The sequence below is a fragment of the Aquimarina sp. Aq107 genome (assembly GCF_943733665.1).
Lineage (GTDB): Bacteria > Bacteroidota > Bacteroidia > Flavobacteriales > Flavobacteriaceae > Aquimarina.
Window position 1 is genome coordinate 4787434 of sequence record NZ_OX030782.1, and the last position, 22272, is coordinate 4809705.

At 33.0% G+C, this 22272-nt stretch carries 14 protein-coding genes; 4 read left to right on the forward strand and 10 right to left on the reverse strand.

What is annotated here, in order from left to right; translation table 11 throughout:
• Window positions 1-25 precede the first annotated feature (25 nt).
• Genes rfbB through NMK29_RS20875 form a run of 5 tightly spaced genes read right to left on the reverse strand, consistent with a single transcriptional unit; the run spans window position 26 to window position 6137 of the window.
• Window positions 26-1039, reverse strand: coding sequence for a dTDP-glucose 4,6-dehydratase (rfbB, locus tag NMK29_RS20855; protein WP_108802654.1), 1014 nt, complete (start codon window positions 1037-1039; stop codon window positions 26-28).
• A gap of 4 nt (window positions 1040-1043) precedes the next feature.
• On the reverse strand, window positions 1044-2036 hold the full coding sequence (locus NMK29_RS20860; protein WP_108802653.1) for a hypothetical protein: 993 nt from the start codon (window positions 2034-2036) through the stop codon (window positions 1044-1046).
• A complete protein-coding gene (locus tag NMK29_RS20865; protein WP_108802652.1) occupies window positions 2036-3733 on the reverse strand; it encodes a hypothetical protein in 1698 nt (565 codons plus the stop codon). Before NMK29_RS20865 ends, NMK29_RS20860 begins: the two co-directional genes overlap by 1 nt.
• A gap of 25 nt (window positions 3734-3758) precedes the next feature.
• Complete coding sequence (locus NMK29_RS20870; RefSeq protein ID WP_108802651.1) at window positions 3759-5258, reverse strand: GH3 auxin-responsive promoter family protein; 1500 nt, start codon at window positions 5256-5258, stop codon at window positions 3759-3761.
• A gap of 9 nt (window positions 5259-5267) precedes the next feature.
• Complete coding sequence (locus NMK29_RS20875; RefSeq protein WP_108802650.1) at window positions 5268-6137, reverse strand: M23 family metallopeptidase; 870 nt, start codon at window positions 6135-6137, stop codon at window positions 5268-5270.
• A 209-nt stretch (window positions 6138-6346) separates the two neighbouring features.
• On the opposite strand from NMK29_RS20875, the gene tatA reads away from it, so the two are divergent.
• Complete coding sequence (gene tatA / locus NMK29_RS20880) at window positions 6347-6538, forward strand: twin-arginine translocase TatA/TatE family subunit (RefSeq protein ID WP_027394483.1); 192 nt, start codon at window positions 6347-6349, stop codon at window positions 6536-6538.
• Window positions 6539-6926: 388 nt separating this feature from the next.
• The gene (locus NMK29_RS20885; protein WP_108802649.1) at window positions 6927-7268 is read left to right on the forward strand and encodes a hypothetical protein; all 342 of its coding nucleotides are present in this window, start codon (window positions 6927-6929) and stop codon (window positions 7266-7268) included.
• Between the two features lie 76 nt (window positions 7269-7344).
• On the opposite strand, the gene NMK29_RS20890 is transcribed toward NMK29_RS20885, so the two are convergent.
• The 4 genes from NMK29_RS20890 to pgk all read right to left on the reverse strand — a co-directional run bounded on the left by NMK29_RS20890 (window position 7345) and on the right by pgk (window position 13659).
• A complete protein-coding gene (locus NMK29_RS20890) occupies window positions 7345-9471 on the reverse strand; it encodes a Tex family protein (protein ID WP_108802648.1) in 2127 nt (708 codons plus the stop codon).
• A gap of 46 nt (window positions 9472-9517) precedes the next feature.
• Window positions 9518-10501 carry a DUF4837 family protein gene (locus tag NMK29_RS20895; protein ID WP_108802647.1) on the reverse strand — a complete coding sequence of 328 codons (984 nt, stop codon included), beginning with the start codon at window positions 10499-10501 and terminating at the stop codon, window positions 9518-9520.
• Between the two features lie 120 nt (window positions 10502-10621).
• Window positions 10622-12253, reverse strand: coding sequence for a LysM peptidoglycan-binding domain-containing protein (locus tag NMK29_RS20900; protein WP_108802646.1), 1632 nt, complete (start codon window positions 12251-12253; stop codon window positions 10622-10624).
• Window positions 12254-12471: 218 nt separating this feature from the next.
• Window positions 12472-13659 (reverse strand): phosphoglycerate kinase, encoded by a 1188-nt coding sequence (pgk, locus tag NMK29_RS20905; protein WP_108802645.1) that lies wholly within the window; start codon window positions 13657-13659, stop codon window positions 12472-12474.
• A 204-nt stretch (window positions 13660-13863) separates the two neighbouring features.
• Here pgk and NMK29_RS20910 point away from each other — a divergent pair, with 204 nt between their 5' ends.
• Both NMK29_RS20910 and NMK29_RS20915 read left to right on the forward strand, forming a co-directional pair.
• The gene (locus tag NMK29_RS20910; protein WP_108802644.1) at window positions 13864-15018 is read left to right on the forward strand and encodes a DNA polymerase III subunit; all 1155 of its coding nucleotides are present in this window, start codon (window positions 13864-13866) and stop codon (window positions 15016-15018) included.
• A 44-nt stretch (window positions 15019-15062) separates the two neighbouring features.
• The gene (locus tag NMK29_RS20915; protein WP_199915035.1) at window positions 15063-15461 is read left to right on the forward strand and encodes a DoxX family protein; all 399 of its coding nucleotides are present in this window, start codon (window positions 15063-15065) and stop codon (window positions 15459-15461) included.
• A 49-nt stretch (window positions 15462-15510) separates the two neighbouring features.
• Here the strand turns inward: NMK29_RS20915 and NMK29_RS20920 are convergent, their stop codons facing one another.
• Window positions 15511-22062 (reverse strand): PA domain-containing protein, encoded by a 6552-nt coding sequence (locus NMK29_RS20920; protein ID WP_108802643.1) that lies wholly within the window; start codon window positions 22060-22062, stop codon window positions 15511-15513.
• Window positions 22063-22272 lie beyond the last annotated feature (210 nt).

Genomic DNA, 22272 nt, shown 5'->3' on the forward strand with positions numbered 1-22272 from the left:
ATTCCAGCCTACGCTGGAATGACAATTACAAATTGTACTTCTCTAAATACCAGTGTATTGTTTTTTCAATTCCTGACTCAAAATTCTCTTCTGCACACCACCCCAATTCGTTTTCAATTTTAGAAGCATCAATTGCATATCTAAAATCATGACCTGGTCTATCTTTTACATAAGTAATCAGGTCTGAATAAGATTTCTGACTTTCTAATGGTTTAATCTTATCTAGAATTTCACATATTGTCTTAGCAATATATATATTCTCTCGTTCATTTTTTCCCCCGATATTATAGGTTTCACCCAGCTTACCTTTTTCTAAAACTAAATTAATTCCTTTACAATGATCCAAAACATACAACCAATCACGTATATTCTTGCCATCACCATAAATAGGAATACTTTCTTGGGAAATTGCTTTTCTTATAATCGTTGGAATTAGCTTCTCATTATGTTGTCTGGGTCCATAATTATTAGAACAATTTGTAGTAACCACGGGTAAACCGTATGTATGAAAATAACTTCTAACCAACATATCAGAAGAAGCTTTAGATGCGCTATAGGGACTATTAGGAGCATATGACGTTTCTTCAGTAAACAATCCTGTTTTTCCTAAAGTTCCATAAACCTCATCCGTAGAAACATGGAGAAATCTAGCATTTTCCATTCCCGTTTTAAAAACATTAGGAGCCTCCATCCAATTTTTATACGCAGCTTGAAGCAAATTGAAAGTCCCAACAATATTAGTATCTATAAAAGCTCCTGGATTTGTTATAGAATTATCTACATGAGATTCTGCTGCAAAATGAACTACACTATTAATTTTATACTCTTCAAAAACCTTTTGTACAAATTGAGTATCACAAATATCTCCTTTTACAAAAGTATAATCGCAATCCTTCTGGATTTTAATATTTTCTAAGTTGGCAGCATATGTAAGCTTATCTAGATTAACAATCTTGATGTCTGAAAAGGTCGATAGGTAATTCAAAAAATTTGAACCTATAAATCCAGCTCCTCCAGTTACTAGCACACTTTTAAACATAAACCTAGTTGTTAATGAAATTTTCTAATTTTCTAGAAGAGTTCTTTATTAAAAAAATAAAGGATACAAGAACACAAAGTAATATTGGTAATAGAAAAATTAATCGCTTATGTATTGCCACAGGATCCCTTACTACATTTCCGTAATCAACAACATCTACTAACTGAGTATCTAATTCCAAAATTTTTTCTTGGTCATTAATTGTTTCTAATAAAGATGCTTTTTTATCTATTAAAGAAGTTATTGTAGGTATTTTTGATTCATCTCCAACAACTATCATTTCGTTAGTTTGAGCAATTGGTTTTTTATTTAACTTGTCTAAATAATCTTCAATAAAAACTAAAGTGTTTTTGTTTTTTTCTAAATCGGATTTTGTCTGTTTTTGAATCAAAGAAAGCTCTTTAGTGTAATATTGATTACCCCTTATAAAACTTAATAACTGTTTAGAAATTTTAGCATTATTCTTATTTTCTTTTTTAAATACTAAAGTTAACTTATGATTTTTAAAAAAACTCTTATACTTCTCACTTTTTAAAACCTCATCTTCATAACCGTCCATAAATTTATTGAAATAGTTTTGACCTTTATAAATGATTTGTAGTTTATCCAAAACATCTTTTGACTCAATTATTGGCTCTATAACTATCTTTTTAAGATCTTTTATCTCAGATGAATCCAAATCCATTTCCTTTAAGAAAAGTGTATCTTTAAACTTAATATGTAAATTTTCAACAAAATCGTATATGTAAGGAATAGTACTATATTTTGGGGCTAAAATAATTTCTTGTTTATGTCTCTTGTTTAGAACCAAAGCCTCCTCAATAAAGTAACCGCCAACACCTCCTAAAATGAATAAAATTAAAAACAAAATCCATTTTTTCTTGTAAAACAACAGAGCTTTTATCAAAAGTTTCAACAAACCCTTCAAGCCCTTTACAAGAGATCTAAAAAACTGTCCTAGATCTATTTCTATGTTATTCGTTTTTTCCTGGGTCATTATTCTTGTCCTTCTTTAAATATTTGCTCTAAAATCTTCTCGGTAATCAAATATGTAGGTTTTACTCCTGTTGTTCCTAATCCTCCTGATGCTAATGTGCTTCCAGTTTCTAATGGATTATCCGAAGCATAATACGCGTAATTTACTTTTACATCAGAACTTATGCTTCCTCTTAACTTAGAAGCAGATTGAATAGCTTTCTGATAATGAGCTCCTTCCATTTCTAACCCTATAACATTCCAAGTAGAATCATGAAAAAACTTTAATATATCTCTGTTTTGCAACGATGTTCCTAATACAGTTATCATTGCTCCTTCATATATATCAATACCTTGACCTTCTAAATCTTCCTTCTTTAATCCATTATCAAAAGGGTAGTTATCAGCAGTACCTTCAAAAACGTGAGCAGATGGTATCATAATATCCCCTTTTCCTCCTTCTAAAATACCTGCTTTTCCCATTAAAGAAACAGATTTTACATTCAAATATTTTACACCATCCGGTTTAACATAAGGTTTCAAAAGTTCATCCATAGTTTCATATGCTTGTTCTCCAAACGCATAATCCATTACTATAATCACTGGTTTATCTTCTTTCTTAACGTCTTTTATAAAAGAAGCATAAGTGTCGCCAGTATAATTAGCACTATCAAAAATCTGAACATTTATATTTGTTCCACTTTGATCTTCTATATAAGTCATCCCTTTCTGTAGCGCCAATTTTTCAACCTTAGCTCTTAACTTATCACTTTTATCTTCACTTAACAACTCATAAATATCAAAAGTAGTCTTATTCTTTAGTTCTGTTTTTAATGCTATTGGAGCATACATTGTATTCATTACACTATGCATATTAGCACTTATAACGTGTATTGGCCTATCCAATAAGTCTAATTCTTCTAACTTATTTTTTATGCTATTTGCCCATCGCTCTCCATGAATATGATGTCCTAATCGTTCTCTAAGAACAGGACTAAAAGTAACTATTCTTTTATTTTCATTAACAGATTCATCAATAGCTAACTTACCTAACCAATATATTATATGAAGAAACCGCTCCTTGTTTTCTGGGCAAGAAAAACTGTTGTAAATAGAAGTCACCTCCTGAAAAGTTCTCCCTAAAATATTTGCTGTATGTGTAAGTGCGACTTCCCTTTGTGCTTTAGTAAGTTCTTTTTTAGAAGAAACAGCTTTTTCTAATTTATCCCAATCTCTAGTAACATTTCCTTCTTCATTAATCACCACTCGATTCATTATCTTATGAGATTCTACAAATAAAAAGGTTAAGTGAGTAAGAATATCATATATCTCAGATCTACCTCGAGTGATCTCTATATTCATCTGCTCTTCATCAATCCTGTAACAGTTTCTTCTTCTTTTTGGAGGGACAATTGCTTTGAAGTGTGAATTTTTATAGCCTTCTTCACTTGTAAGATTTATATATCTACACTCTTCAACACCAATTGGCAAACGATCAATCACGTATAACAAACCATCTAATTCTACTTTTTCCTCTGCAACAGAACCATAAATTTCTGGACGCAGTGTAAGCAATCCTTCTCTTAAAGTATCACCAGATACTCCCATAGGTTTATAAAAACCTCTATTGAATAGATGTCGCATTGTAATATACATGCGTTCTATTGCGCTGGAACTTTCCTGTGCCCTTGTTCTTCCTTTTAATTTTTGACTTGTCATAAATTTTTCCTAACAAATATATAACTTATTTACCTATACTGATTCCTAAGGAATCTACAATCTTTCTGTCATTGGAAAGCCTTGGCAACTTATTTTGCCCTCCCAGTTTACCAATAGATTTCATATATGAATTAAAACCATCCTTTGGTACAGATCTAACTTTTAAGGTCCTCAACACACTACCAACAATAAGATCATCATAATATGTGTTTTGTTTTCTCAAAGAATTGTCAATTTGAAGAGCAAAATCATCTAAGTTTTTGGGGGGTTCCTGAAACTCTATAAACCATTCGTGATATGGTAATTCTGAGTCTTCTGGATTAATCTGTGGTGCTACTGTAAATTCTTTAATTGTAGTACCAGTTATTTCTGTTGCTTCTTTAATTGCTTGTTCTACCTCTTTACCAATTACATGTTCTCCAAAAGCAGAGATAAAGTGTTTGATTCTACCAGAAACCACTAATCTGTATGGTGAAGTCCCTGTAAACATAACCGTATCTCCAATATTATAAGCCCATAAGCCTGCATTAGAAGAAATAAGCATTACATAATTTACTCCGACTTCAACCTCTCCAATTGTTAGTCGCTTGTGGTTTTCTTCAAAAAACTCATCAGCTTTTATAAATTCATAAAACATCCCAGAATCCAACTGCAAAAGCATTCCTTTTTCATTCTGTGTATCCTGAAAAGCAAAAAAACCTTCAGAAGCTGGATATAACTCAATACTTGCAACTTTTCTTCCTATTAGTTTTTCGAAAGTAGCCTTATATGGTTCAAAATTTACACCTCCATATATAAATAATTCGAAATTTTTAAAAAGCTCTCCAATTGGTTTATCAGTCTTCTTTTTAAGTTTTTCAAAATACATTTGCACCCAAGGAGGAATTCCGCTAATAATAGTCATGTTTTCATTAACTGTTTCCTCTACAATAGCATCTACCTTAGTTTCCCAATCGTCAATACAATTCGTCTCCCAACTTGGTAATCTATTTTTCTGAAGATATTTTGGAACATAATGCGCAACAATACCCGAAAGTCGACCTAAATTAATTCCGTTTTTTTCTACAAGTTCTGGACTTCCTTGTAGAAATATCATTTTTCCATCAACAAAAGCCGCATTCTTACTTTCTGCTACATAACATAGAATCGCATTCCTTGCCGCTCTAATATGAGTTGGCATAGAATCCGATGTTAAAGGAATATATTTTACACCGCTAGTGGTTCCTGAAGTTTTAGCAAAGTATATTGGTTTTCCTGACCATAAAACATCCTTTTCTCCCTTTACAACTCGATCGACATACGAACGTAGCTGTTCATAATCCCGAACAGGTACTTTTTTAATAAAATCATTATGAGTTCTTATACTACCAAAATCATGGTCTTTACCAAAAGCAGTATTACTCGCAGAACTTATTAAATTATCGAAAACACGTTTTTGTGTATTTACGGGATCCTTTGCCCATTTATTTATCTTTTTGCGAATGCGTTTTGCAAAAATCTTTGCCCCTAATGATTTAATAGACATTGTATCTTATTATTCAAAATCAATAAACTTTGATGGATCTGTCGGATATCCATCTCTCCATAATTCAAAATGTAAATGCGGTCCCGTAGAAAGTTCTCCCGTAGATCCAGCGGTTGCAATTACTTCTCCTGACTTTACCAATTCGCCTTGCTGTTTGGTTAAAGAAGCATTATGCTTATAAACCGTAAGTAGACTATTCCCATGCTCCAATATAATCACGTGACCTGTTTCTGAAGTCCATTCTGCAAAAATTACAGTTCCAGCTGCCGCAGCTTTAATCGGAGTGTCTTTTGGTACAGCAATATCAATTGCATAATGTTTCTCATTAACATTATACTTAGATGTAATACTTCCTTTAACAGGAGGAAAAAGCGAAAAATCGGTACTCGATTTTTCACTCTCAAACAAACTATATTTATCTTCTCTAGATACCTCTTCTCTAAGTTTCATATCCTGTTCTGATGGATTTAAATCAACCTCATCAGGATTTAATTTTTGAGATTGTACAGCAGAATCTATATCAAACTCAACAGTTTTAACATCTCCGTTAAGTACTTTTTTAATAGAATTATAATATTCCTGATTAATTGCCAATACAGTTTCCAATGAATCTGCCGTAGAAACTAATCTAGTTGCTTTTTGATTAAGAGAGGTCGAAGAATATCCAGGAATATATTCTCTCAGTGGTGTAAACGCTATCAAAATAGTTGTACAAGAAACCAAAACAATAGAAGTAATCATTAACAATACAAATACATTAAGCCTAGTCAGCTTAAATGATATTCGTTCTTCAAAAGTATCTTCATTAAGAATTACCAATCGATACTTGTTTAATAGCTTCTTAGTAATTCTTTTTGGTTCTTTTTTCTTTTTAGCCATACATCAATCTAATATCGACAGTTGTGTTAGATACGCAAATATACATATTCTCCTTGCGGATAAAAATGCCAAATTTTATATTAAAACGTTATTTAAAAGTGAATAGTCTTATTTAAAGGTGTGAATATTCTCTTAAAAGAAGTTTTTAGCGGCCTAAAAATGTCTTTTTTATCTAAATCTTGTTAACTTTGTATTCTAAATTTAAGAACATGATGTCATTAAGTGTATTTTTAGGAATGTTAGGCCCGTGGCAAATTGCATTGATAGTTGCTGTGGTTTTACTTTTATTTGGAGGTAAAAAAATTCCAGAATTGATGAGAGGTTTAGGAAGCGGAATCAAAGAGTTTAAAGACGCCTCTAAAGAAGAAGAAGATCCTAATAAGATAGAAGAGAAAAAATAACCTATAGGTATATAGTAGAAAAATGCCCAGCTTCTTAAGCTGGGCATTTTTTATTAAAGAAATCGTTGTTTTCTCAAAAGAACTTACTTTTATCGTAATTAAAACACCACAGCTGTTAACGATTTGTGAAAATTATACCTTGATTTCAAAAACACTACACATCTACCTCATTTACAGCATATAAATGCAAAATATTCTTCTAAAAACACTAGTAAAACCATTGTTTTGACACAAAAAGCATTTTTTTTTACGGTAAAACCATAAAATTTGTGTATTTCATCGAAATAAAAAACCACTTCATCTAAAAGTTATTCATATGTTTTATAACACCATTATTTCGTGTTAAATTTGAATCAAATAAGTAAGTAACTTCATAAAGCCCCAAACTATGAAAACTATATTTTTTACCATCGTAATTTTATTTTCTTTCTCAACTATTAGTGCTCAAGAAACTACTGTTCAAAACACTAATGAAAATACAACTACTGTTAAAGCATCAAAAGTAGATTTTTATAATGCACTTATAAAGGCAAATAACTTTGACATTACTATTAAGGAAAACAAGAAAAAAGTTACTAATACTACTAAAAAAGACTTTTATAACCTTTTATTAGAAAAAAATGGTTTTAATACTGATACTCACAAAACAACAAGATTAACAAATCTTGTAAATAAAGAAGAAAATACAAGAATCACTCAAAAAAATGCTACTGTAAGTTTACTACCATAATTACTGGGCATAAAAAAATATAGTAAATACTCCTTTTAGATAAAAGGAGTATTTTTTTTGACTTTATTTAAAAGTTTTAATCAATTAACGAAAGTTGAATCCTTTTTCTAGATAGATCCACACTCATCACAGTAACCGTTACATGTTGGTTTAATTGGACTACAGCATTCACATCACTTATATACTCATTTGCAAGTTTAGAAATATGTATTAATCCACTTTCTTTAATACCTATGTCTACAAAACATCCAAAATTCGTGATATTGTTTACGATGCCTGGCAATTTCATTCCTGATTTTAAGTCATTAATCGTTTTTACATTTGGATCAAATTCGAAAACGGTTGCCTTCTTTCTTGGATCAACGCCTGGTTTTTCTAATTCTTTTACAATATCTGTTAAAGTAGGTAATCCAACATCTTCAGAAATATAATCTTGTAACCTAATTTTAGTTATTGCAGTTTTATTTCCTATTAATTCTTTTAAGGAAACTCCAGCATCTTTTGCCATCTTAGAGACTAACTTATATCTTTCTGGATGTACCGCTGAGTTATCTAATGGGTTTTTTGGTTCTGTTATTCTTAAGAAAGCTGCCGCTTGTTCATATGCCTTTCCTCCAAGTCTAGGCACTTTTTTTAATTGCTCTCTGGACGCTAACGCTCCATTTTCTGATCGATAATTAACAATGTTTTCTGCAAGCTTGTCTCCGATTCCGGACACATAACTTAATAATGGTGCACTGGCCGTATTTACATTAATACCCACACTATTTACACAACTCATTACTACCGTATCCAATTCATTTTTTAGTTTGGTTTGATCTACATCGTGCTGATATTGACCTACTCCTATTGCTTTAGGATCGATTTTAACCAACTCTGCCAATGGATCTGCTAATCGTCTTCCAATAGAAACTGCACCACGAACTGTAACATCATAACTAGGAAATTCCGCCCTAGCAATTTTTGATGCTGAATATACAGATGCACCACTTTCATTAACCATAAAAACCTGAATCTGCCCTTCGAACGGAATTTTTTTAATAAATGCTTCTGTTTCTCTAGCAGCAGTACCATTTCCTATTGCTATCGCTTCGATTTTATAAGCATTTACTAAAGATTTGATCTTTTTTATACCATTGGTCGTTTCACGTTGTGGAGGATGCGGATAGATGTTTTCATTATGAAGTAAATCTCCTTGCTTATCCAAACAAACTACTTTACAGCCAGATTTAAAACCGGGATCTAACGCTAATATTCTTTTTTGGCCTAAAGGAGACGCTAATAGCAATTGTTTTAAGTTTTGAGCGAATACTTTAATTGCATTATCATCAGCTTTTTCTTTTGCTTGGTTTAATACTTCGGTAGAAATCGCTGGTGCAAGTAATCTTTTATAAGCATCAGCAATTGCTAAAAATACTTGATCCGTACAAGCTTCTACATTAGATGTAATCATTACATCATCAATGATATCTAACGCATCATTTTCTGGAACTGTAATTTTTACTCTTACTATCTTTTCGTTTTCTGCTCTAAGAATGGCCAGTAATCTATGAGAAGGGCATTTATGCAATGGTTCTTCCCACTCAAAATATTGCTGATATTTCTGAGCTTCGTCTTCATCTTTTTTTGTTTTAATAACTGTAGAAGATATTGCAGCTCTACGTTGGTATAATCTTCGAAGTCTGTTTCTTATCTTTTCATTTTCATTTACCCATTCTGCAATGATGTCCCTTGCACCTTGTAATGCTAGTTCTTCATTAATGATTGTATCATTAAGATATTGAGATGCCACAAAAAGAATCTCCTCTTCTCGTTGCTCCATGATTATTTTTGCCAGAGGCTCAAGTCCTTGCTCCTTAGCAACGGTTGCTTTCGTCTTTCTCTTTTTCTTATAAGGAAGATATAGATCTTCTACTTCGGATAGTGTTTGTGCAGCTTCTATTCGCTTTTGTAACTCTGGTGTAAGCGCCTCTTGCTCTGCTATAGAAGCGAGTACACTTTCTTTTCTTTTCTGTAAGGTCTCAAAAACCGTTTTATACTTTACAATTTCACCAATTTCTACCTCATCTAAATTACCAGTCATCTCTTTACGATATCTAGAAATAAATGGAATTGTGGCACCATCATTTAATAATTCGATGGTTTTGGTGATTTGCTTTTCAGAAACAGGAACCTGTTTAGCGATATAAGAAACAATATTCATCAATTACATTTTTTAAACCGCTAAATATATATAAAATTACCTATTTCTACTCAAATTTAATGGACTTGATAATCGCCTCCAATTCGAACATGAAATTTCTTTTTCTTACTGATGGAGCCAAAACAAAACCTTCTATTACCAATTGTCTATTATTCGCTACATCATCGATTGCGTAGTTTACAAAAGGTCCTGCCATATAACGATCTTTGATTTCCCAAGTTCCTTTAGTTTCGAAAGCAAATTTATCATCTAACTTGGTTTCATAAAGGTAAGGTGCATATGCTTCTTCGGTAATAAATTTTCCAGAATTAGTAGGTATTTTTAATACTCCTATAGAGTCTCTCACCTTAATAATTTTAGCAATTGTACTAGAATCTTTAGGGATACTTCCTAGAGGAAGTTCATATATCATCAGATTCATATCTCCATTAGTAATATCTTTACGCAACCAAAAGAATTTATCTTCTTCTTTAGCAATACGATAAGCAGAAGGTATTTTAAGCGTAACGCCCATCTTTTCTTTTAACTGCGGAATATATTCTACCGATTTCTTAATTCGATATTGTTTTTCTCGCATTTCTACTTTTTTATACTTTGCGATCATACCTGCCGACCGTTCTTGAATCAGACGAATAATCTCATCCTGACTAGTTCCAGTAATTACATATCCTAGTTGTGGAGTTGCATATTTATTATTTGCAACATATACTTTAGACTCATCCCCTTCTTGAATTTTTAGAAACGTACGATATCTTCTAGCTAAACCAGTAAAAACGTCTGGAGGAATTTGTCTCATAGAAAATAACGGTTCTTCTTGTGGTAAACCAGGAACTTCTGCTCCAAAATACTTACGTATTGTATCTCCTAAACTACCTGTCCAAAGTTCATTATCTATAATTACAGATAGTTCATTAATCTTACCTATGGATTGTGCGAGTGAACCATTAATTTTTTCTGAAGTATTCTTTTTAGTTTCTGTACAACTTACTATACAAAATACACAAATGATGGCTAGAGCTAGTTTTTTCATAATACAAATATACTTGGGATGTTATAATATTAAAAATAATACTATCCAGATAACGGATATACTTCGCGTTATAACATCATAAACCGTTCCAATTGCATTTTTTAAATCAACAAATATTGATTAAGATTTCGATAATTTTAACTTCATACCGGGTTTGATTCCAGTACCGCTGATATTATTCCAACTTCGTAGGTTCTCTATCGAAACTCCTTTAAATTTTTGCGAAATGCTCCATAAAGTATCACCAGATTTTACTGTATACGTTTCGGAACTACTAGGATTAGTACTTACGACTGCTTTTTGGGTCTTTGTTTTCTTTTTTGGTCTATCAACTACGGGACGTCTTGGATAAATAGTTAATCGCTGTCCTATTCTAAGATTGTTACTTCGTAACCCATTCCATCTTTTTATTTGGCTAACACGTACACCATATCTTCTGGCAATTTTTCCTAAAAAATCACCGCTACGTACACGGTATCTTATTTTATCATTAGCTTCAATAAGCTTAGGAAGTGGTTTTTCTCTCTTATTAAACTCTTCTTGTGCTAGTGCGTATATTTGATTTTCATTAGCAACAAATTTACCTACTTGATCCAACGGCAAACGCAATACATAATTTTCATCTTTTATATGAGGAATAATATCCAATTTATAGGAAGGATTCAAAAATTGTAGCTCCTCCATATTAATATCCATAACCTCAGATACCTGATCCAAGGTAATCATCTGTTTTACTTTAATTGTATCTGTTTCAAAATAAGCAAATTCTGGTTTTCTTGGTTTAAAACCATGTTCTTCTGCATATTCAAAAATATACATCGTTGCTAAAAATGCTGGTAAATACCCTGCAGTTTCTCTTGGTAAATTATGACGAATATTCCAATAATTTGTATATCCTCCACTTCGTCTAATTGCCTTTGTAACATTTCCTGGTCCTGAATTATAGGATGCTAATGCCAAATCCCAATCTCCGAATACGCGATAAAGACTTGCTAAATATTTACAAGCAGCCTGTGTAGCCATAATAGGGTCCATTCGTTCATCTACATATGAACTTACCTCCAATCCAAACATTTTTCCTGTCCCAAACATAAATTGCCATAATCCTGTAGCTCCAACTCTTGATTTCGCTCTAGGTTTTAACGCAGATTCTACGATTGCCAAATACTTTATTTCTAATGGAATATTTTGGTTATCTAATTCTTGTTCAAATAATGGGAAATAAAATTCGCTCAATGCCATCAATCTCTCAAGATGTTCATGGCGATTTTTAAGGTAATTTTTAATCACACTTTCTAAAGAAGTATTGTACTCTACATTAAAAGGTGTTCGCGCATTTAATTTTGCTAATCTAGCTTTTAATGTATCCGTTGGAAGATCGACATATTCAACAGGCTGATAATCCAATTCGGTAACTGATTTATAAATAGTATCAAACAAACTAGAATTATACAATTCTTGTTTCCAAATAGAATCTAACTTAGCCAACTGAGGATGATCTTTAATCGAATACATCACACTATCCTTAACAGTTGTTTTAGTAAACGTAGTTGTTTTAAGTTCTCCGACCGCACTAATAACTTTAGTGGTATCCACTACCTGAACTGTATCTTTTCGTAAAGTTAATTCTTTATCAAGTGTTACTATTCTTGAAGGCTTCGCTTTAGAGCTTACGGATGGGATTGTATCTTGTGCTTGTAACGAAACTAGACAAAAAAGAAAACTAAGATAAAACCAACAATTTTTAATCATTTCAGATATTGTTTACAGTTAATCAAACTAACGGATATTTAAGGGTAAATAGTGCCAACTTTCAACAAGTTATTAACAACACTGCTGCGAAAATCGTATTTTTTTTCTAAAACGCAAAAAATCAACAAGTTAAAAACATAAAAAAATCAGTCGAAACGACTGATTTTTAATAACTTTTGAGTTTATTAAGACTTTTCTTACAATAATTTAGTCGATTGTTAATTTTCTATAGCAGCAATACCCGGAAGTGTTTTTCCTTCTAGACTTTCTAACATCGCTCCACCACCAGTAGAAACATAACTCACTTTGTCACCAAATCCAAATTGCTTTACCGCAGCAACAGAATCGCCACCACCTACAAGAGAAAAAGCTCCTTTTTCTGTAGCTTCGGCAATAGAATGTCCTAAGGCAATTGTTCCATTAGCAAAATTTTCCATTTCAAAAACACCTAAAGGTCCATTCCAAAGTATTGTCCTAGAATCTAGAATTACTTGATGAAAATTCTTTATCGTTTCTGGTCCTGCATCTAATCCTTGCCATCCATCAGGAATTGCATCTACACTCATAGCCTTAGTATTAGCGTTATTATCAAATGCATCTGCTCCAATTACATCAACTGGCAAGTGTATTTGCACTCCTTTTTCTTCAGCTTTCTTTAAAATCTCTAATGCTAATTCTTGTTTATCATCTTCGCAAATAGAGTCTCCTATTTTTCCTCCTTGCGCTTTAATAAATGTATAAGTCATCCCTCCACCAACAATCAAGTTATCTACTTTATCAAGGATGTTTTCTATAATTGTAATTTTAGAAGAAACCTTAGAGCCTCCAAGAACAGCCGTAATTGGTTTTTCTCCACTTTTAAGTACCTTATCAATACTCTCTATTTCTTTTGCTAATAAACTTCCAAAACATTTATTTTCTGGAAAAAATTGCGCCACAATCGTTGTAGAGGCGTGTGCTCTATGCGCTGTTCCAAAAGCATCATTAACATAAACATCTCCTAATTTTGATAATTGTTCTGCAAAATTAGTGTCACCAGCTGTTTCTTCCTTATGAAATCTTAAGTTTTCCAAAAGTAATACCTCTCCTGGATTTAATTGTGCAACTGCTGTTTCTGCTTCTTCTCCTACGCAATTAGATACAAATTTTACCTGTACCCCAATTACATCCGCAACTTGATCTACAATATGATTTAATGAAAACTCATCTTGAACTCCTTTAGGACGACCTAAATGTGACATTAAAACAGCACTTCCACCATCTTCTAATATCTTAATAATAGTTGGTTTGGCAGCTTGAATTCTCGTGCTATCAGTTACTTTAAAATTTTCATCAAGTGGAACATTAAAATCTACTCTGATTAATGCTTTTTTATTTTCAAAATTGATATCATTAATTGTCTTCATCGGATTGGATTGATTTTGGTAAACGAAAATAATTTTATTTCCTCAAAAACACTGAAAACAAATTGAAAAATTAAACTAATTTTTCTGCAAACTTCCACTTTTATCGATTTTTAGCAAAAAGAGAGTTTTCAATGAAAAAATCACATTTAATTTATATCTATTACACGCGATACATATTGTACATTATTAAATTATATTTGCTTTATGCTTTTTTCAAAAATATTAGGGCTTTCACATATCAAAAGCTACCTCACCACTAGTGTAGAAAGAGGTCGTATTCCTCATGCTCAACTTTTTGTAGGACCTAATGGTAGTGGTACCCTGCCGATGGCTATTGCCTATGCTCAATATATTTTATGTGGAAATAAAGAAGGTGAGAACACAGGAGGTAATTCCTCTTGTAATATAAAGTTTGATCATTTAGCACATCCTGATTTGCATTTTGCATATCCTGTGGCTACTAATGATAAAGTAAAAAAACATCCTACTGCGAATCACTTTGCTGAAGAATGGAGAACTTTTATAAATGACAACCCCTATGGAAGTATTTTTGATTGGTATCTTTCACTAGGTATTGAAAAAAAACAAGGACAGATAGGTGTTGATGAAGCATTGGATGTTGTAAAAAAGTTATCGTTAAAAAGTTACGAAGGTGGTTTTAAGGTCATGTTAATCTGGATGGCTGACAAGATGAATATCGCTGCTTCTAATAAGTTGCTTAAACTAATTGAAGAACCTCCAGAAAAAACCGTTTTCATCTTAATTACAGAAGACGAGGAGCAATTGATACAAACCATAAGGTCTAGATGTCAAGTACTACATTTTCCTCCTTTGGGTGAACAAGTTATAAAAGATGCCTTAAAAGCGTCGGAAAACATTTCTGACACAGAAGCTTTAAAAATTGCACACCAAGCAAATGGAGATTACAGTAAAGCATTACATCTATTACATCACGATGGTGGTGATGAACAGTTTGAAGACTGGTTTATACAATGGGTACGAACAGCTTTTAAAGCTAAAGGAAATAAATCTGCAGTGAATGATTTAATCAATTGGAGCGAATCTATAGCAGGATCAGGAAGAGAAACACAAAAAAGATTTTTAAACTATTGTCTTGATTTTTTTAGACAAGCATTATTACTAAATTATAATGCAGAAGATCTTGTATTCCTCGAACCCAAAACCAATGGTTTTAAGCTTAAGAATTTCGCACCATTTATTCATGGTGGTAATATTATGGATATAAGTAATGAATTACAAGACGCAATTTATCATATAGAACGCAATGGTAACGCAAAAATCATCTTGACAGACCTTTCTATTAAACTTACTCGATTGTTGCATAAAAAAGCTTTATAAGCATTTTTATATTTTTTTAGAATTTCAAAACTAAACTCAATTTTATGGATAATTTTATGACTCATATTGTTTCAATTACAATTTTACTGTTTTTACTTATTACTTTTTTACAATCTGGTATCGATAAAATTGCAGACTGGAAAGGAAATCTAAGTTGGTTAAAAGAGCATTTTTCAAAAACATTTTTAAAAAATATGGTACCAGCCCTTCTAGGGTCTGTGTTAATTATTGAAATCATCACTTCCATACTATGCATTGGTGGTATCTATCATTTAATAATGGATAGTCATACTGGATTTGCAATTGCAGCAATGTTCGCTGCATGTATCACTCTTTTGATGCTTCTTTTTGGTCAAAGAGTAGCTAAAGATTATCCAGGTGCATTAACAATAACTTGTTATTTTATAGTAGCTGTTTTTGGGTTATATGTAATTACCTCATAAAAAAAGAGCACTATAAAAGTGCTCTTTTGTACTATGAAAACAATTAATGTTATTGCTTTACTAATTTTATAATTTTCTTAGCACCTTTGCTAGTTTCAACTTCTGTAAAATACACTCCTTTTTTTAGTAAACTAATATCAAAAGAGCTCTGGATACTTTGTAACACTAACTTTCCAGATACATCAAAAACTTTTATTAAACTTATATCTGTATTAATACTTACTAAAGTATTTGCTGGGTTTGGATATAGATGAATATTTGTCTTTTCATTTTCTATTACATCTAATGTGTTCCCTTCTGCTCTAAAATAATATATTTCCGTGCTTTGTGCTACTCTATTAGCAAATGTAATAACTACTCTATACTCTCCAGGTTCTAAGACCATACAATCAGCCCCTGTTTCAAAATCAAACCAATCCGAACTACAACTATCATCTGTAGTTGGACAAGTTTCATCAAATGGTCTATTACAAGAAATATCATCCAATCTTTGCCATACAATAGATGCTGCATTTGTAAAAGATACATCGACCTCTTCTCCATTTTCATCCTGAATACTAATAACCGGATAACCCTGTCCTATCAATGCACAGAATAGAATTTCATCCGCATAATCAATGATTGGATTTTGGTTAGTTATTGTTACCGTAATCGATTCTAGGACTTCACAACCATTTACATCTAGAACTTTTACCACATATTCACCTGAAACATCAACATCAAAAGTATTACTTGTTTGTTCTGGGAAAAGCGTCGTAATTCCATCGGCACTTAATAATTGATAGGCATAAGCTGGTGTACCTCCACTGGCATTTACGATAATTGTTCCGGTTTCATCGATATCCACGGATACCAAAAGTTTTGATGGATCTATGAGTATTATCGGAATAATAAAACTACAACCTAGGCTATCTTGAGCTAAAAATTCATAAGATCCCGCAGGAATATCTGTAAACATATGTTGACCAGTAACACCATCCGTATTATCAGAATAGAACAAAGTTGGATTTAAAGAAGATGTAAACGTATATGGTGGTATTCCTCCAGAAACTTCTAATCTTACAATTCCATCGGCATCACCATTACAACTTATATCCGATACTAACTCCCCCGTTACAACTAATGGAGCTATAGGGTCTATTCTATAATCTTCTGTATAACTACAGCTATCATCTGTTCTTGCCTCAAAGGTGTAGGTGTATCCTTGTTCCAAATTAGAAAATGTATTTAACGTTTGCCAAGGAGTTGTTATCGGAGCACTAATTCTATATTCAAAAATACTAGCGCCATTAGTTCCGGTTGCAATTACTGTAATACTCGTAGAAGAAGCAGAACAAGTAATGTCTGAAGCTGTAAAATCAAGATCTACTACCTCATTAATTGGGTCTATGGTCAAGGTTCCTAATAAAACAGGACAAGTAATTGTATTAGAATCTCTTATATAAACCGTATAATCTCCATCTATTAATCCAGTAAATTGATTATTTACCGACCAAATTATAGCATCTAAGCTGTACTCATATTGACCATTCCCTCCTGTTGGGTTTGAGACTGTGATTTCTCCAGATGTATCACAATTATAATCTTGGGTGATTGCTATATCTGCCGTAATCGGAATAACATCCTCTGCAGATATCATTGCGTTAAAAAGACAATAAGAAGTTGTTCCTCGTCCATCATCAGTCGTAACAACGATATAATCTCCAGAAGGGACTCCAGTATATTCTCCAGTAGAATTTCCTGTTGTATTAGCAACAGGTGTTCCAGTGATATCTTGTAATTCATAGGATAATGCTCCTTCTGCAGCACCTGCAGTTATCATCGTTGTTATCACTCCATTAGCATCACCACAAGTAGGAGCTGTAGTAAATGCCGCGCTAATTGTTAACTCATCATAAACCCTAACGATTGTGTTCACTGAACACCCGGATTCATCTGTAATCGTTACTACATAAGTTCCTGATGTTGCTACTATAAATTGGTGATTATTATTATCTATATTACCTACTACTGCAGTTCCGTCATCCAATTGATACAATAAGGTACCAAAACCTGTTCCTTCAACACTTATTACATTATTATTATCATAAACACAATCATCTATAAAACTTGCTACAACTGTCGGAAGTGGGCTTACTATTACACTAACATCTACAGGTCCAAAACTACATCCATTAGCATCTGAAACCCAGATATCAAAATCACCAGCGACGTTACCCAAATCAATTACATTGTTATTTATAGGATAAACACCTGGGTTACTAGCCCCATCAGTTGTAAGTGCATAGGTATAACCATCAGCCGTCTGAGAAATATCAAACGGAGTACCACCATCTGTTTGCATTATTATCTGTGCATTATCACCACAACTATTCGCTGGTGTTATATTTGTTGGAACTGAATTTAATGAATCGGGAATATCTATCACAAAATCTTGTCTAGCTGGACAACTCGTACCATTTTCTCTAACAATTACGTAATATTGACCTGCTGAAAAATTTGATATAGCTACCGGAACGTTGGTTCCAGTTAGGTTCGTTGCAGTTCCAGAATACGCTACTCCTAAAGAAACGTTCGTAATTTGAGAAAATACTTCCCATGAGACTTGAGTTACGGATGGGTCGTATTCCGAAATTTCAAAACTAATTTCCCCGTCTCCTGAATCTGGCACTTGTCCACAACTTACATCAGTAACAGTAAAATTCAAAATTTTTGGTTCAGACGGAGGGTTAATTGGTGAAATTAATTCCCTATAGATACAATTTGTAGCATTATCTCTAACTTCAATCGTGTAAGCTCTATAAAATGCTAAACCAGAATATTTATGATCTCTTATTGGTGTATTGGCATCTACTATTGTTGATCCTCCTTCACCATCATTTAGCGGCACAAAATCTCCAAGACCTGGCGATGGTTCACCGACAATGCGTATATCAAAACCTGGCGGCGGATCTGTTGGAGGACTTATACCTACACCTCCTTGCAGAACGACATCTAGAATAATACCTTCTGAACAACTAGGGCCTACAGTTATATTAGTTATTAAATCATCTGGTGGTGATGCCATCTCATATGGTCCAAATAATACCTGACTACAACCACTGATATTATCTGTACTTTGAACGAAAATATAATACTGTCCAAAATTAAGCCCTTCAAAGCGAACTTCTGTAGCCGTTGTTAAAATTGGATTTGAAGAAATAGTAGTAGAAGGAATCAATGGTGTAATTGCTATATTCGCAGCATCTACCAAGGTATATGTATATGGTCCTGTTCCTCCACTTATAGTTAAATCTATAGCTCCTAAATCAGTAATAATATCTGACCCTCCACAAGTTACCGGCGTAATAGCGTTAGACACCTCAATAATAGCATTAGGTGCATTAATAATAACATTTTCGAAATTTTCGCATTGGTTACCATCTATTATCTGAATCTCATGATCTCCAATTTCCACATTATCAAAAGTTATTGTGTCTTCTACTATGGGGCCAATTTCCACATTTCCATCCAAAATATAAGTGAATGGAGGTGTTCCGTCTGTAATAACAACTTCTATTTGTCCAAATTCTTCTGCACATACAGGATCTACGCTAGTTACAGAAATTACAGGATCAACAGAAGGCACATTAATCGTAGCTACATATTCACATCCAGGAAAGTTAGTATCTATAGCATATACTGTTACATCTCCCTCTACAGAAATAACGAATGTTCCTGTAGTATTAGTGTAAGGTCCTCCAGAAGTTAAGCTAAAAGCAAAATTAGTTAGTACATTTACAACACTAACACTACCTTCATTATCACAACCTATAGGATTCATAGAGAGTTCTGGTTGATAATCATTTTTAAATACACTAAAATAAAATGGAATAACGCATCCACCTTCAAATTCTGCAAGAATTCTGTAATCCCCTACTTCTGAAACTGTATAACTTGAAGTATTACCACCTGTAACTTCTTCCCAGTTAGCATCTGTACAATTACCATCTAATAAAGAACAAGGATCATTAGAATTTGCCTGACACGTACCTGAATAACTTAAACGTTGCCAAGAAATACCATCCAAAACAGATGAATCGAAATTTGTTTCTAAAAATAAGCTCTGATCACCACATAGTAAAATTTGTGGAATAGAAAGACCATTACAATCTTCTGTTACCACAGTGGTTCCATTAACATAGTCCAAAATTGGATTCTGGATGTCGCTAAAACCTTCGACATTAAACTCTTCCACTGATGTTATACATTGTGAATCCGCCCCATCAACATCTTCTTTTATTACTTTAAAAACACCTGTTTGAGGATTTGGAACCTGAAATGTATTACTCGTAGTAACTATAGGAGTTGAAATACCCGGTCCCGACCAAGTATAACTACTATATCCATTTCCCGCTGTTAATAATAACTCTCCTCCACAAAATGGCACATCAATTTGACAAGGAGCAAAATTTATAATCGTATTTCCTATTACCTCTGGTATAGAGTTACAACTGTCTGATGAAACTCCATTATCATCCAAAATTGCTATTCCTGAGAATAACCCTGTATATGAAATAGTAGTTGTGTTAATAACTTGGTCAGAACATGCATCTGTTAAATCATTACAGCTGGTTACTAATTGGGTTGTAAATCGTATGGATATCGCATCGCTTGTTACTTCCAATAGGCTACTTGGTACCAGAAATTGTAATCTTCCTGGAGATATCTCCGAATATGTCACTCCTGGTGGTAGCGTTTCGTCAGATATACCTAATAAATTTGTATTTACCGGAAGTATATCTGTAATTATTACCGATCCATCAATGAAATCTTCATTACCAACGTTTTCTATTTCTAGATCATATATAATTTCATCTCCTAACTCAACATTTCCTCCAGTAATTTCAACGGTTCCATCTGCGTTAAAAACACGTTGTACCAAACTAAGTTCTGGTTCCATTGTTGTAGTAGAAAAAGAATTTAAAAAAACACTAAATCTATCTCTAGTCGTTATTAATTGAAATACTGCGGAAGTTTGACCATTTCCAATAATCGAATTACTTGGGTTTGGCAAATCAAAAATATCGATGTCAAATCCTTGGGTATTTCTAGAATTAGGAGTTCTGCTCGTAACATATGCTCCATCAGACGAAATTGAACTATTAAAAAAATTTGTAGCTGGATTAGCCGTGTCAGCCCCTTGTCCTAATGCAACATAATCACCACTTGTATTCAATACATTTAATTGGTCTCCATCAAAACTAAAGTCTCCTTCCAATGATGCCACTCCATATCTAGTAGATACTGGTAGATTTCCTTGTGGTGTCATAAAACCATTATATGTAAATTCTATTGGGGCATCTCCACTAAATATCTGAGCAAATCCATCACTAATACTTATGTATTTTGCATCATCTTGAGGATCTTCATAAATAGCCACTAAAACCCATCCTCCGCAAGCTCCATCTCCACCACTTGTAAAACCTTGTGTTGCATTCATATCCGCAACGGTATACGTTCCAAAAGGATTATCTAGATCCAATAAGCTAGTAACATCTGCATAACATACATAAGGAAATTCATCATTTGCGGTATTCCCCAAAGGATTCGTAGGTGTATTGCTGTATCCATCAAAAACCACATTAGTAGCAGCAACATCTATATAGGTGCCTCCGGGAATTTTAAATTTTACATTTCTAAAGTCTGCTGGCCCCTGTTTTCTTGGATCAATAAGGGGAAGGTCTGTTAAAACATCATCTCCCTGATCCGTAGATAAAGTAGCTAGCACTACGTTAGTTTGTGACTGAAGAAGCGTTACTAAATCTTCATCAAGAAAATTAGCATTACTAATATCGTCATTACCTATAGATACTACGGGTACTGTTATCTCTGGTCCGTTCCCAATAAGTCTTGGTAAAAGACCATTATCATTTACAATAACTACTCCTACCGCACCGGCATTTTGAGCATTTACAGCTTTCTCTCTTAAAGAACAAGTACCTCCTTTTCTAAGCACTGCTATATTGCCAGTTAACTCTGCCTCATTAGTAATACTGCAACCATCGATAGGTTCAGCTACCACCAAATAAGAAGTTACCGGACTTCTTTGTATATCGACATTATCATTATCAAACTCAGCATTTCTTACAACATACTGTTGAGCTAGTGGGCCATTATTTATAATTAATGCTGTATTCGTATCGGAATTACTTGCAATTTCAGCATCCAAAAAATTATTAGGACTACTCGCTCTAGTCATATAATAATTTGCTGACCAATATAATCCCGCATATACCAATTTACTGCACTCTTCTCTCGGAGCTGTTAACCTAGCTTCACTTGAACTAAAAGTAGTTGGATCATCATCTACATCTATATAAGCAGTAACAGTATTACCATTATTATCAATACCATTATAATTTCCATTAGGATCTGTAAACCTATTTCCATCCTTGTCCTCAATCATACCAACAATATCGTTACCGGTCATGATCAAATCTCCTTTAACACCCGAGATAGATTTTCTAATCTGAAAAGGAACAGTTTCTTGACTAAAAACTGTGGTGCTAACAAGTAACAAGCATATCGCTATTAATTCGAGACGTAATTTTTTATTCATTTTTTCTAAAATTGATAAATCTGGTTTTTAATGTAAGTATCATAAGAAAGGAAAATGTTACCATAACTTTATTTTTTATTTGACCTATACAGATTAATATTCTCTTTTTTTATGTCTATAATTAATCTTAATAGTGGTTCAGTCAGTTATTTTATGTTCTTAAACATGGTAACAATTACATTTTAAAGGCAAAAAAAACACCTATCTAAT

Excerpts from the sequence above, each read along its gene's own strand:
- rfbB (WP_108802654.1), bottom strand. The coding sequence starts at position 1,039 with ATGTTTAAAAGTGTGCTAGTAACTGGAGGAGCTGGATTTATAGGTTCA.
- NMK29_RS20860 (WP_108802653.1), bottom strand. The coding sequence starts at position 2,036 with ATGACCCAGGAAAAAACGAATAACATAGAAATAGATCTAGGACAGTTT.
- NMK29_RS20865 (WP_108802652.1), bottom strand. The coding sequence starts at position 3,733 with ATGACAAGTCAAAAATTAAAAGGAAGAACAAGGGCACAGGAAAGTTCC.
- NMK29_RS20870 (WP_108802651.1), bottom strand. The coding sequence starts at position 5,258 with ATGTCTATTAAATCATTAGGGGCAAAGATTTTTGCAAAACGCATTCGC.
- NMK29_RS20875 (WP_108802650.1), bottom strand. The coding sequence starts at position 6,137 with ATGGCTAAAAAGAAAAAAGAACCAAAAAGAATTACTAAGAAGCTATTA.
- tatA (WP_027394483.1), top strand. The coding sequence starts at position 6,347 with ATGATGTCATTAAGTGTATTTTTAGGAATGTTAGGCCCGTGGCAAATT.
- NMK29_RS20885 (WP_108802649.1), top strand. The coding sequence starts at position 6,927 with ATGAAAACTATATTTTTTACCATCGTAATTTTATTTTCTTTCTCAACT.
- NMK29_RS20890 (WP_108802648.1), bottom strand. The coding sequence starts at position 9,471 with ATGAATATTGTTTCTTATATCGCTAAACAGGTTCCTGTTTCTGAAAAG.
- NMK29_RS20895 (WP_108802647.1), bottom strand. The coding sequence starts at position 10,501 with ATGAAAAAACTAGCTCTAGCCATCATTTGTGTATTTTGTATAGTAAGT.
- NMK29_RS20900 (WP_108802646.1), bottom strand. The coding sequence starts at position 12,253 with ATGATTAAAAATTGTTGGTTTTATCTTAGTTTTCTTTTTTGTCTAGTT.
- pgk (WP_108802645.1), bottom strand. The coding sequence starts at position 13,659 with ATGAAGACAATTAATGATATCAATTTTGAAAATAAAAAAGCATTAATC.
- NMK29_RS20910 (WP_108802644.1), top strand. The coding sequence starts at position 13,864 with ATGCTTTTTTCAAAAATATTAGGGCTTTCACATATCAAAAGCTACCTC.
- NMK29_RS20915 (WP_199915035.1), top strand. The coding sequence starts at position 15,063 with ATGGATAATTTTATGACTCATATTGTTTCAATTACAATTTTACTGTTT.
- NMK29_RS20920 (WP_108802643.1), bottom strand. The coding sequence starts at position 22,062 with ATGAATAAAAAATTACGTCTCGAATTAATAGCGATATGCTTGTTACTT.